Here is a 12,216-nt window from a genome sequence, read left to right as displayed (position 1 = left end):
CGGCCCGGCCGCGGGCGGCGGTGACCTGGCCGTGCAGCCGGGCCAGCCCCTCGCGGCGGTCGGCGATGGCGCGGGCGGCGTCCTTCAGCCGCCGCTCCTCGTCGGCCAGGGCGCGCTCCAGCTCCGCGCGGTGTGCGACGGTGTCCTCCAGCGCCCGGCTCGCCGCCTCCAGCGCGGCCCTCAGCTCCGCCTCCTGCTCCCGGACCCGGGCCGCCTCGCGCTCCATGTCCTCCGGATCGCGCCCCGGGCGCTCCTCGACGGGCTCGGCGGACGCACTGCGGACCCGGGCGTCGGCCAGGCTCACGGTGCCGCGCACCCGCTCGGCGAGCTGCGACAGCTCGTACCAGGTCTGCTGCGCCCGCTCCAATCGCGGGGACAGTTCCCTGACCTGCTGCTCCAGCGCGGCCTCCCGCCGCAGCGCCTCACCGAGACCGGCCTCCACCGACTCCTTCCGCTCCTTGAGCGCCGCCTCGTCGGCGAGTTCGGCCTTCAGCGCCGCGCGCAGGGCCACCAGGTCGTCGGCCAGCAGCCGCAGCCGGGCGTCGCGCAGGTCGGCCTGGATCACCGCGGCCCGGCGGGCGACGGCCGCCTGCCGTCCCAGTGGCTTGAGCTGGCGGCGCAGTTCGTCGGTGAGGTCCTGGACGCGGGCGAGGTTGGCCTGCATCGCGTCCAGCTTCCGCAGCGCCTTCTCCTTGCGCTTGCGGTGCTTGAGGACGCCGGCGGCCTCCTCGATGAAGGCCCGGCGGCCGGCCGGGTCGGCGTGCAGGACGGAGTCGAGCTGGCCCTGTCCGACGATGACGTGCATCTCGCGGCCGATACCGGAGTCGGACAGCAGCTCCTGGATGTCCAGCAGCCGGCAGGTGTCGCCGTTGATCTGGTACTCGCTGCCGCCGTTGCGGAACATGATCCGCGTGATGGTGACCTCGGCGTACTCGATGGGCAGGGCGCCGTCGGAGTTGTCGATGGTCAGGGAGACCTCGGCGCGGCCGAGCGGGGGGCGGCCCGAAGGGCCCGCCGTCCCGGCGAAGATGACGTCCTCCATCTTGCCGCCGCGCAGCGACTTGGCGCCCTGCTCGCCCATCACCCACGACAGGGCGTCCACGACGTTGGACTTGCCGGAGCCGTTGGGCCCCACCACGCAGGTGATGCCCGGCTCGAAGCGCAGCGTCGTGGCCGAGGCGAAGGACTTGAACCCGCGCAGGGTCAGGCTCTTGAGGTGCACGTATCCGGACTTTACTCCCAGGTGTCGGTTTCACGACCGAAGCGAGTTTCACCGCTGAACGGGTGGGGCACATCACACGGTAAGCGCCACAGCTCCGGGCGGAAATGACGAAGGGACGCCGAAGCGTCCCTTGCAGTTTTCTCCAGCGGCCTGGCGCTGCGTTCCCCGGACCGGGAGGTCAGGTGAGCGCAGGCTCCGCCTTGGATACGTCGATGCTCTCCAGCAACGAGTCGCCGTGCCGTGCAGCGGCGGCCGACAGCGCGTCGTTCTCCGCCTGGATCCGTACAAGCTCGGATTCCAGGTCCTGAACACGCTGCTGCAGCCGTCGCATCTCGGCGAGGACTCGGGGGTCGGAACCGCCGACGTAACCGAGAAGCGCCTTTGCCATGATGGATGGTCCTCCACACTGAGTGACCGACCGGAACGGTGGTGGGTCGTGAGGGATTCGCACCCGCGGTTGCCGTTCGGCCTTCATTACCAAGGCAGAACAGCTGCGGTGCGCGGGGCTTCCAGAGTCTCACCAAAACTTTTGGCGGTCAACACGATCACGCCACGCGCCCCGGCGGCCTTGACTCGACGGCACTCAATCTGCCGGAGGGCTCGCGGGGTCCTGCGGGGGTGACGCTGGCCGCAGCCTTGCACGTCACGCGGTGAAAGGCAACCACTTTGGATCATCGGATCGCGAAGCCCTCGTAGCCCCCGCGCGGCGGACCCCAGATCTCGGTCACACCTTCGACCCGCCCCGGCGTGTCACCCGTTCGGAGCCACTCCAGCAGCAGTTCGCAGCGGTCGCGCGGCCCTTCGGCGACCACCTGGACCCGCCCGTCGCCGAGATTGAGCGCAAAACCCTCCAGACCGCCGATCCGCAGCGCGTTGGCCCGGGTGAACCAGCGGAAACCGACTCCCTGCACCTGCCCGCGCACCCAGGCCGTCATCCGCGCGGTCTCCCCGGCCGCGCCTTCGCCGGCGCCCTCCGTCCTCGTACCCATGGGCGCACGCTATCCGGACGCGCACCGCCCCCACGCGCCACGCCCTCTCCTTCCGCTCCCGTGTTTCCACCGTTCGCTCCTGCGCCTCTCATGGATGCCGTACAGTCACGCCGCAACGGGACTCACTCTTTCGAGTGACATAAGTGACGCCGATCACGTGAGGACTGCAGCAGATGGGACGCCACCGCCGCGCCGAACCGGTTCCAGCACCGGCCCCCGTCACCCCCGACCGCCGCGCGGCGGCAGGACGCCACCGCAGCCCGCACCGCAAGCGGAGCGCGGCCCCCGTCCGCACCGGCCTCCTCGGAGCCTCGGCCGCGATGGCGATGGGCGCCGTGGCGGTGGCCTCGGGACTGCTGCCCGGCCCGAGCGGCGACTACACCGTCGGCGGGTTCGCCTCCCCCTCCGGCGTGGCCCCGGACGATCTGCGGGACCTGCAGACCCAGGGCGCGGCGACACCGGCCCCGGACGGCCGCGGCGACGGCCGCGCCCCCTCCCCCGGCGTGGAGCCCTCACACGGCCGCGAGTCGAAGAAGCCCGAGGCCACGCCCTCGGAGAAGGCGGCCGATCCGACCCCGTCACGCGGCAGTACGCCCCCGGCCGGCGAGACCGGCGCGGGCGACGTCTTCCGCAAGCCCTCCGGTACGCCCGGCGAGCCCTCCGCCTCCTCCCGCAAGCCCACCGCGCCCGGCCTCCCCTCCCTCGACGAGGAGACGGCCGCCGAGGCGGAGGTGCTGAGACTGGTCAACCTGGAACGGGCCGGGGCCGGCTGCCAACCGGTCACCGCCGACCCCGAACTTGCCCAATTGGCCGGTGAGTTCAGCCAGGACATGGCCACCCGGGGCTTCTTCTCCCACAACAGCCCCAACGGCGACACCCCCTGGGACCGCGCCGAGGCGGCGGGCATCGACAACCTCGGCGGCGAGAACATAGCCCGCGGCCAGGCCGACGCACAGGCGGTGATGGACGCCTGGATGGACAGCCCCGGCCACCGCGCCAACATCCTCAACTGCGACTACCGGACCCTGGGCGTGGGCGCGCACTTCGCCGAGGGCGGCCCCTGGTGGACGCAGAACTTCGGCTTCTGAGCGGCTTCCCGCCAGGCGTCCGGCGCGCCCGCCGCCTCGTCTGGGCGGCGGGCGGTGCTCAGCGCACCGGGCGGGGCGGGCGCTGGCAGCGCGGGCAGAAGTAGCTGGAGCGGTTCATCCAGGGGCTGCGGCGCATCGGGGCGGCGCAGCGACGACAGGGCAGACCCTCTCGGCCGTAGGCGTCCAGGGAGCGTTCGAAGTAGCCCGACTCCCCGTTGACGTTGACGTAGAGGCTGTCGAAGCTGGTGCCGCCGACGGCGAGGGCCGCGTTCATCACGTCGCGGACGTGGCCGAGGAGTTCGGCGGTGCGCGGACGTGTGAGGGTGGCGGTGGGGCGGTCGTAGTGCAGCCGGGAACGCCACAGCGCCTCGTCCGCGTAGATGTTGCCGACCCCGCTGATCAGGGACTGGTCGAGCAGTGCCCGCTTGAGCGTGCTGCTGCGGCGGCGCAGGGCGGCGTGGAAGGCCGCCTCGTCGAAGGCCGGGTCCAGCGGGTCGCGGGCGATGTGGGCTATGACGTCGGGCAGGCCGTCCTCCGTGGTGGCGTGCAGCGACAGCCCGCCGAAGGTGCGCTGGTCGACGAAGCGCAGTTCGGTCCCCTCGCTGTCCGCGAAGCGGACGCGGACGCGCAGGTGCTTCTCGTCGGGGGCGTCCTGCGGCTGGACGAGCAGCTGCCCGCTCATGCCGAGGTGGGCCAGGACGCACTGGCCGGTGCCCTCCAACGGCAGCCACAGGTACTTGCCGCGGCGCAGGGGGGCTCCGACGCGCGCTCCGCGCAGCCGGCCGGTGAAGTCCTCCGCCCCCGCGAGGTGGCGGCGGACGGCGCGGGGGTGCAGCACCTCGGCCGCGGCGACGGTGCGGCCGCCGACCCAGCGCTCCAGTCCGCGCCGGACGACCTCGACCTCGGGCAGCTCTGGCAACGACGGCTCCTCGTCGACGTGAATCCCGCGTCAGCGGGGGCGGTACGGGTCACTGGTGGAACGACGCGCCCACCCGCCCGGATTCCGGGCGGGTGGGCGGAAGGTGCGGGGCAGGCTCCGGAGCCGGTCAGGAAACCTTCTCGGCGGCCTGGCCGCTCCGCTGCTCGGCGGCGGCCCGGATCGCGCGCCAGGCGGCCTCCGCCGCCTGCTGCTCGGCCTCCTTCTTGCTGCGGCCGGTGCCGGTGCCGTACGCGACACCACCGACGCGGGCGGCAGCCGTGAAGGTCTTCTCGTGGTCGGGGCCGGTCTCGCTGACCAGGTACTCCGGAACGCCCAGCCCCTCGGCCGCGGTCAGTTCCTGGAGGCTGGTCTTCCAGTCCAGCCCGGCGCCGAGGTTGGAGGACTCCTCGATCAGGGGGTCGAAGAGCCGGTGCACCAGTTCGCTGGCCGCCTCCAGCCCCCGGTCGAGGTAGACCGCGCCGATCACGGCCTCCAGGGTGTCGGCGAGGATCGACGCCTTGTCCCGGCCGCCGGTGCCCTCCTCGCCCCGGCCGAGCCGGATGAAGGCGCCCAGGTCGAGACCTCGGGCGACCCCGGCCAGCGCACGGGAGTTGACCACCGCCGCGCGCAGCTTGGCGAGCTGGCCCTCGGGGAGGTCGGGGTGGGTGCGGTAGAGGGTGTCGGTGACCACCAGGCCCAGCACGGAGTCCCCCAGGAACTCCAGGCGCTCGTTGGTGGGCAGGCCGCCGTTCTCGTACGCGTAGCTGCGGTGCGTCAGTGCACGCGTCAGAAGGGCGGACTCGAGTTGGTACCCGAGCCGCCCTTCCAGAAGCGTGTGGGACGAGGCCGCGTCCACCAGACCCGCCCTCTGCGCCGTTCCACCCCCTTGGTTGCGGGGGGAGTCTGCGGGCGTAGTGGCGTCTGACATGGAGCCCGTCACCAGCCGATCAGACCTCGAGGACCTGGCGGCGGTTGTAGGTGCCGCAGTTGGGGCAGGCGATGTGCTGCTGACGGGGCTCCTGGCAGCGCTCGCACTTCACCAGGGTCGGGACCGCAGCCTTCCACTGCGACCGGCGGTGGCGCGTGTTGCTGCGCGACATCTTCCGCTTCGGAACAGCCACGGCTATTTCTCCTGTGGATCGTCCCCGGCAGTGCGGGGTTCGTTGTCTTCGTCCTTCTCGCCGTCCCGCATGGAGCCGGCGAGTCCTTCGAGAGCCGCCCACCGGATGTCGACGGCCTCGTTGTGGTCGTGCCCGGGGTCGTCCGCGAGCCTCGCCCCGCAGCGGGGGCAGAGTCCGGGGCAGTCCTCCTGGCACACCGGCTGCAGCGGCAGTGACAGCACCACCGCGTCACGCAGCACGGGCTCGAGGTCGAGCAGGTCGCCCTCGAGTCGGAACGTCTCCTCGTCCTCGGCGTCGTCGCCGGTGTCCGCGTAGCGGCTCCGGTCGTCGGCGTCGGGGTAGGAGAACATCTCCTGGAAGTCCGCCTCGCACTCCTGCTCCAGCGGCTCCAGACACCTTACGCACTCCCCCTTCAGCCGCGCACGGGCGGTGCCCGTGACGAGCACCCCTTCCATGACCGACTCCAGGCGGAGGTCGAGCTCCATGGGCGAGCCCTGCGGCACCCCGATGACCTCGATGCCGAGGTCCGCGGGAGCCGGGACCGTCCGGGAGAACTCCTTGAGCGCACCCGGACGACGCCCCAGCTCGCGCGTGTCCAGCACGAGGGGGGAACGGGGGTCGAGGGGGGCGTTCAGGGCTTCCTGCTTTCTACGGTCTGACACCGGCTGACTCCGTCTTCCTGCGTTCTGGGCAGCCGAACGTCGCGGGCGGACCACGACCGAATGGCCAGGATACTGGACCGGCCGCCCCGGACCCAATCCGGGCCGACCGGACGAGGCCGGGCCCGCGGGGCGCCGGCCCGGCGGGGTGCCGGGCCGGCGCGCGCCGGCCCGGCTAGCGGCCCTGCTCGTACTGCCGCAGCCGCTCCATGTCGATCATGCTGGTGTCGAAGAAGCTGGTCTCGTCGAGCGCCGCGGGCTGCTGCGCCTGCTGCGGCTGGTACGGCGGCTGTCCGGGGGCCTGTCCCTGCTGGTAGGCGTACGGGTCCTGCTGGGGCTGCCCGTACTGCTGCTGCGGATAGCCGTAGCCGCCCTGCTGGGCCTGCGGCTCGTACGCGGGCTGCTGCGGCGGGGGCTGCTGCTGGTAGGCGTACGGGTCCTGCTGGGGCTGCCCGTACTGCTGCTGGGGATAGCCGTAGCCGCCCTGCTGGTAGGCGTAGGGATCCTGCTGGGGCTGCTGCGGCTGCGGCTCGTAGGCCGGCTGCTGCGGCGGCTGCGCGGGGACCTGCGGCGCCTGCCGGGGCTGCTGCGCCTGCGGCGCGCCGGAGACGGCGGCGAGGTCCGCGAGGTAGTCGGCGTCGCTCTGCTGCCCGTGCTCGTCCTGGGCCGCCAGATGGGCGCCGAGCTCGTCGATGGGCCGGTGGCCGGTGAGCTTCTGCCGCCCGCGTCCGACCGCCTCCAGGGTCTTGGTCAGCACCGCCTCGAAGGCCCGGAACTGGGCCTCCACATAGGCGTCGGCGCGCTCCCGCAGCTCGGCGGGGTCGGCGGAGCGCTCCGGGATGTCCTCGCCGCCCTCCTCGCCGTAGGGGTCGGCGCCCGGCTCCCGGCCCAGCAGCTTCTCCCGTCCCCGGTCGACCGAGCCTATGGTCTTGCTGAGGACGACCTCGAAGTTGGCGAGCTTGCTGTCGACGTAGTCGTCGGCCTCGGCCCGGATCCCCTCGGCCTCCTGGCGCGCCTGGGTGAGGATGCGGTCGGCCTCCTCCTGCGCGCGGCGGGCGATCTCGGTGCCGGAGACCAGCGAGCCGCGCTCGGCCTGTGCGGAGTCGATGATCCGCTGGGCCTCCTGCCGGGCCTCGGCGATCATCTGCTCCCGGTCGCCGATCAGCTCCTGGGCCTGGGCGAGCGAGCCGGGCAGCGCCTGCCGCACCTCCTCCAGCATCCCCAGCAGCTCCGCGCGGTTGACCACGCAGGAGGCCGACATGGGCATGGAGCGGGCGCCTTCGACCGCCGCGACGATGTCGTCGAGTTTCTGCTGTACGTCCACGGGAGCGACTGTACGGGCAGCGGCCGCCGGTGCGACAGCGGATGCGGGAACCGGTCCGGCGGCGGTCCTGCCGGGCTCCGGGTACCGGGCCGCGGCCCGGTCGGGGCGCCCCGGGGAGCCGGAGGCCGTCAGGGGCGGGACAGGCGCCCGCGCAGGGCCTGGAGCACCACCGGCGGCACCAGGTGGGAGACGTCGCCGCCCCAGGCCGCGACCTCCTTGACCAGGCTGGAGGAGAGGAAGCTGTAGGTCGGGTTGGTGGGCACGAACAGCGTCTCCACCCCGGAGAGCCCGTTGTTCATCTGGGCCATCTGCAGCTCGTAGTCGAAGTCGCTGACCGCCCGCAGGCCCTTGACGATGGCCGGGATGTCGCGCTGCTTGCAGAAGTCCACCAGCAGTCCGTGGAAGGCCTCGACGCGCACGTTGCCGTACTCGGCGGTGACCTGGTGGATCAGGTCGATGCGCTCCTCGACGGTGAACAGGCCCTGCTTGGACTTGTTGATCATCACCGCGACGTACACCTCGTCGTAGAGCCTGGAGGCGCGGGAGATGATGTCGAGGTGTCCGTTGGTGATGGGGTCGAAGGACCCCGGACAGACGGCGCGGCGCACTGGCGTTTCCTCGCTCTCCGTACGGATCATGACGCGTCGGTGACCTCTTCGGCTTCTTCGGCGGCGCGACCGTACCAGAGCGTTCCCTCGCCGTAGCGGCGGGAGCGCAGCCCCTCGAAACCGGTGGGCCAGCGGAATTCGCCGCCCCTGGTGCTCCGTTCCACGGTGGCGAGGGCGCCGCCCGCGAGCCACCCCCCGGCGCGGAGTGTGAGAAGGATCTCGCGCAGCTCCCCGTCCCCGACGGCGTACGGCGGGTCGAGGAACACCACGTCGTACGGCTCCCCGGGGGCCCGCGCGCTCACCACCTGCTCCGCCCGGCCGGCGCGCACCTCGGCGCCGGGCAGGCCGAGGCCGCGGACGTTCTGGCGGATGGTGCGCACGGCCCGGGCGTCGGACTCGACCAGCAGGACGTGGGCCGCGCCGCGCGAGAGGGCCTCCAGGCCGACCGCGCCCGAACCCCCGTACAGGTCGAGCACCCGCAGGCCCGACAGCGGGCCCAGCAGCGACTCCCAGGTGGAGAACAGCCCCTCGCGCGCCCGGTCGGAGGTCGGCCGGGTGCCCTGGCCGGGCGGCACCGCCAGACGTCGTCCGCCGGCCGCTCCGGCGATCACGCGGGTCATCGCTTCACCGTCTCCTGGGTGTTCGGGGCCGGGTTGCCCGGGGCCGGGTCGCCCGGGCGGGGACGCGGCGGGCCGCCGCCCCACCACGATAGGCGCGCGTCCGGGCCCCTGCCCCCGGCCCCCCACGCGCGGCGGACGGGCCGCGGACGGCTGCGGGCCCGCGGCTTCCCGTCAGCCCTTCTCCAGGTACTCCTCGCGCTCGGCGTCCAGCAGTGCCTCCAGCGCCGCGCGCAGCTCGGGCAGGCGCTCCAGCCCGGGGTCGGCGGCGACGATCGCCGTCGCCTTCTCCCGGGCGGCCGCGATGACCTCCTCGTCGTCGATGACGGCGAGCATCCGCAGGGAGGACCGGGTGCCGGACTGCGCCTGGCCCAGCACATCGCCCTCCCGGCGCTGCTCCAGGTCGATGCGGGACAGCTCGAAGCCGTCCAGCGTCGCGGCGACCGCCCCCAGCCTGGCGCGGGCGGGGCTGCCCTCGGGGGCCTCGCTGACCAGCAGGCACAGCCCCGGCGCGCTGCCGCGCCCGACCCGGCCGCGCAACTGGTGGAGCTGGGAGACGCCGAAGCGGTCCGCGTCCATGATCACCATCACGGTGGCGTTCGGCACGTTCACCCCGACCTCGATGACGGTCGTGGCGACCAGGACGTCCAGCTCTCCCGCGGCGAAGCGGCGCATCACCTCGTCCTTGGCGTCCGGCTGCATGCGGCCGTGCAGCGCGGCCACCCGCAGGCCCTTGAGCGGCCCGTCGGCGAGCTGCCCGGCGATGTCGAGGACTGCCAGCGGCGGACGGCGCTCGCCTCCCGCGTCGGCGCCCTCGCCGTCCCCGCCCCCCGTGCCGTCCCCGACGCTCCCGTCACCCGCGCCGCCCGCGCCGTTCCGCCGGGCGCCGGCGGGCTCCTCCTCGTCGCCGATGCGCGGGCAGACCACGTAGGCCTGGTGCCCGGCCGACACCTCCTCGCGCACCCGCTCCCAGGCGCGGGCGAGGAAGTGGGGCTTCTCGGCGGCGGGCACGACGTGGCTGGCGATGGGCGAGCGCCCGGCCGGGAGCTGGTCCAGCACGGAGGTCTCCAGGTCGCCGAAGACCGTCATGGCGACCGTGCGGGGGATGGGGGTGGCGGTCATCACCAGCAGGTGCGGGGGCTGCTTCCCCTTGGAGCGCAGGGCGTCGCGCTGCTCGACGCCGAAGCGGTGCTGCTCGTCGACCACGACCAGGCCCAGGTCGTGGAAGCCCACCTTGTCCTCGATCAGGGCATGGGTGCCGATGACGATCCCGGCCTCGCCGGTGGCCAGGTCCAGCAGCGCCCGGCGGCGGGCGGCGGCCCCCATCGAACCGGTGAGCAGCACCACCTTGGTGGCGTGCTCGGCGCCGCCGAGCATCCCGCCCTCGGCCAGCTCGCCCATCATCTCGGTGATCGAGCGGTGGTGCTGCTGGGCCAGCACCTCGGTGGGGGCGAGCATCGCGGCCTGCCCGCCGGCGTCCACCACCGCGAGCATGGCGCGCAGCGCCACCAGTGTCTTGCCGGAGCCGACCTCGCCCTGGAGCAGCCGGTGCATGGGGTGCTCGGTGGCCAGGTCGTCGAAGATCTCCCGGCTGACGGCCCGCTGGCCGTCGGTGAGGGTGAACGGCAGCCGGGCGTCGAAGGCGTCCAGCAGCCCGCCCTCGCGCGGCCTGCGCGCCACGGCCGGCAGCTGGCCCTCGGCCAGGCGGCGGCGGGCCAGCGCGACCTGGAGGACGAACGCCTCGTCCCACTTCAGCCGGGCCCGCGCCAGCTCCACGTCCGCCTTGGTGCGCGGCCGGTGGACCTTCTCCAGCGCCTCGGGCAGCGTGGGCAGTCCGCGTTCGGCGCGCAGGGCGGCGGGCAGCGGGTCGGCGACGCCCGCCCAGCCGGTGGCCAGCAGGGAGTCCACGACGGTGGCGACGGCCTTGGCGATCTTCCACGACTCCATCTGCTTGCACGCCGGGTAGATCGGCATGAGCCTGCCCGCGAAGGCGTCCACCGCCTCAGCTCCGCTGCCGGCGTCCAGCAGCTCGTAGGCGGGGTGGGAGAGCTGGAGCTTCCGGTTGAACACGCCGACCTTGCCCGCGAACATCCCCCGGCGGCCGGGCAGCAGTTCCTTGTGGTGGTGGTGGACGGCCCTGCCGAAGAAGACCAGTTGGAGGCGGCCGCTGCCGTCGGTGAGGGTGACCTCCAGGCGCTTGCCGCGGCCCTGGTTGAAGGTGAGCACCCGGGAGTCGGCGACCTGGGCCACGACGGTGACGTGCTCGTCCAGCGGCAGGTCGGCGAGCCGGGTCAGCTCGCCGCGCTCGGCGTACCGCCGCGGGTAGTGGTGCAGCAGGTCGCCGACGGTGTGCAGGCCGAGGTGCTCGGCCATCACCTTCGCGGTGGTGCCGCCGAGCACCTTGCGCAGCGGTTCCGTCAGGGGGTCTCGCGTGTTCTCTTCCAGCACGGGCACGTCCCCCATTGCACACCACGCCGCCGACAGCGCGGGGCGCGCGACCCGCTCACCCGCCCACCGCCCTCGCCCCGCTCACTCCACGCCGATCAGCAGCGGGCCGCTCTGCCGTCCCTCGTAGACGAGCGTGTCGACGGCCAGGTGGTTGCGGCGCACATGGTCCTCCAGGTACTCGGCCAGGTCTTCGGGCGCGCCCGCGCCGACCACCAGGGTCACCAGCTCGCCGCCCGCCGAGAGCATCCGGTCCAGTACGGCCGCGGCGACGTCCGCCGCCTGTGCGCCGATCAGCGCCACGTCCCCCTCGATCAGGCCGAGGACGTCCCCGGCCTGGCAGATCCCGGCGGTGGTCCATGCCTGCCGTTCGGCGACGCACAGCTCGCCGTACCTGGTGGCCCCGGCCGCGGAGGTCATGGCGACGACGTCCTCGTCGAAGCGGCGGCCGGGCTCGTGCACGGCGAGTGCCGCGATGCCCTGCACCGGGGAGCGGGTGGGGATGATGGCGACCCGCAGCCCCTCGGCGCGGGCCTGCTCGGCGGCCGCGGCGGCGGTGTGCCGCAGTTCGGGGTCGTTGGGCAGCAGGACGGCCTCGGATGCGCCCGTCCGCAGCAGCGCCTGCGCCAGCTCCCCGCTGGCGGGCGGCTCCCCGGGCCGTGCGGTGACGGTGGTGGCACCCGCCGCGGCGCACAGTTCGGCCAGTCCGTCGCCGGGCACCACCGCGACCACGGCGCGGAGGGCGGCGCGGTCGGGGGCGTGTGCGGGCGTACGGCCGGTGTGCCGGTCGCCGCTCCGGGCGCCGAAGTGCGTGATCCGGACGCGGAAGGGGCGCCCGGCCTCGATCCCGGCCTCCACCGCGGCGCCGGCGTCGTCCACATGGACGTGGACGTTCCACAGCCCGTCGCCGCCGACCACCACCAGGGAGTCGCCCAGGGCGTCGAGCCGGGCGCGCAGGGCGGCCACGGCCTCGTCCCCGGCCTCCAGCAGGTAGATGACCTCGTAGGACGGACCGGCCGGCTCCTCGGGCGCCGCGCAGCCCCCGCCGGGCTCCGCACACGGGTCCGGGGACGGGTGCGGGCCCGGCGCGCCGGTGCGGCCGGAGAACTCGGCGGCAGGGGCCTCGGGCCGCTCCCCGCACAGCGCCGCCACCAGTGCGCCCAGCACGGTGACCAGGCCGTAGCCGCCCGCGTCCACCACGCCCGCCCGGGAGAGGGCCGGGAG

13 protein-coding genes are annotated in these 12,216 nt (G+C 73.7%); 1 reads left to right on the top strand and 12 read right to left on the bottom strand.

Annotated elements, in window-relative coordinates; all coding sequences use genetic code 11:
- The 3 genes from ACLIYP_RS26290 to ACLIYP_RS26280 form a co-directional block, all read right to left on the bottom strand.
- Positions 1 to 1,222: chromosome segregation SMC family protein (locus ACLIYP_RS26290; protein ID WP_412715592.1), on the bottom strand; the 1,222-nt coding region annotated here is incomplete at its 3' end.
- Positions 1,223 to 1,400: 178 nt separating this feature from the next.
- A complete protein-coding gene (locus ACLIYP_RS26285; RefSeq protein ID WP_093662111.1) occupies positions 1,401 to 1,610 on the bottom strand; it encodes a hypothetical protein in 210 nt (69 codons plus the stop codon).
- Between the two features lie 283 nt (positions 1,611 to 1,893).
- Positions 1,894 to 2,211, bottom strand: coding sequence for an acylphosphatase (locus ACLIYP_RS26280; protein WP_412715591.1), 318 nt, complete (start codon positions 2,209 to 2,211; stop codon positions 1,894 to 1,896).
- 173 nt (positions 2,212 to 2,384) lie between these two features.
- Here ACLIYP_RS26280 and ACLIYP_RS26275 point away from each other — a divergent pair, with 173 nt between their 5' ends.
- Entirely contained in the window at positions 2,385 to 3,299 is a 915-nt protein-coding gene (locus ACLIYP_RS26275; protein ID WP_412715590.1) for a CAP domain-containing protein, read from the top strand.
- Positions 3,300 to 3,357: 58 nt separating this feature from the next.
- Here ACLIYP_RS26275 and mutM read toward each other — a convergent pair whose 3' ends face one another.
- The 9 genes from mutM to ACLIYP_RS26230 all read right to left on the bottom strand — a co-directional run.
- The gene (gene mutM / locus ACLIYP_RS26270; RefSeq protein ID WP_412715589.1) at positions 3,358 to 4,218 is read right to left on the bottom strand and encodes a bifunctional DNA-formamidopyrimidine glycosylase/DNA-(apurinic or apyrimidinic site) lyase; all 861 of its coding nucleotides are present in this window, start codon (positions 4,216 to 4,218) and stop codon (positions 3,358 to 3,360) included.
- A gap of 127 nt (positions 4,219 to 4,345) precedes the next feature.
- Positions 4,346 to 5,146, bottom strand: a complete 801-nt coding sequence (gene rnc / locus ACLIYP_RS26265) for a ribonuclease III (protein ID WP_412715588.1) — start codon at positions 5,144 to 5,146, stop codon at positions 4,346 to 4,348.
- Positions 5,147 to 5,165: 19 nt separating this feature from the next.
- A complete protein-coding gene (gene rpmF / locus ACLIYP_RS26260; protein ID WP_031508259.1) occupies positions 5,166 to 5,339 on the bottom strand; it encodes a 50S ribosomal protein L32 in 174 nt (57 codons plus the stop codon).
- Positions 5,340 to 5,341: 2 nt separating this feature from the next.
- A complete protein-coding gene (locus tag ACLIYP_RS26255; RefSeq protein ID WP_412715587.1) occupies positions 5,342 to 6,001 on the bottom strand; it encodes a YceD family protein in 660 nt (219 codons plus the stop codon).
- A gap of 172 nt (positions 6,002 to 6,173) precedes the next feature.
- Positions 6,174 to 7,322: a cell division initiation protein gene (locus tag ACLIYP_RS26250; protein ID WP_412715586.1), complete on the bottom strand. Its 1,149-nt coding sequence runs from the start codon at positions 7,320 to 7,322 to the stop codon at positions 6,174 to 6,176.
- A gap of 128 nt (positions 7,323 to 7,450) precedes the next feature.
- Positions 7,451 to 7,930, bottom strand: a complete 480-nt coding sequence (coaD, locus tag ACLIYP_RS26245; RefSeq protein ID WP_245770229.1) for a pantetheine-phosphate adenylyltransferase — start codon at positions 7,928 to 7,930, stop codon at positions 7,451 to 7,453.
- A gap of 26 nt (positions 7,931 to 7,956) precedes the next feature.
- Positions 7,957 to 8,550: a 16S rRNA (guanine(966)-N(2))-methyltransferase RsmD gene (gene rsmD / locus ACLIYP_RS26240; protein ID WP_412715585.1), complete on the bottom strand. Its 594-nt coding sequence runs from the start codon at positions 8,548 to 8,550 to the stop codon at positions 7,957 to 7,959.
- A gap of 171 nt (positions 8,551 to 8,721) precedes the next feature.
- Positions 8,722 to 11,010 carry an ATP-dependent DNA helicase RecG gene (recG, locus tag ACLIYP_RS26235; RefSeq protein WP_412715584.1) on the bottom strand — a complete coding sequence of 763 codons (2,289 nt, stop codon included), beginning with the start codon at positions 11,008 to 11,010 and terminating at the stop codon, positions 8,722 to 8,724.
- Between the two features lie 66 nt (positions 11,011 to 11,076).
- Positions 11,077 to 12,216 (bottom strand): DAK2 domain-containing protein (locus ACLIYP_RS26230; RefSeq protein ID WP_412715583.1); only part of this gene is annotated, 1,140 nt, incomplete at its 5' end.

The sequence above is a fragment of the Streptomyces nanhaiensis genome (genome assembly GCF_046614825.1).
Lineage (GTDB): Bacteria > Actinomycetota > Actinomycetes > Streptomycetales > Streptomycetaceae > Streptomyces > Streptomyces radiopugnans.
This window is presented reverse-complemented; position numbering and strand designations above follow the sequence as displayed.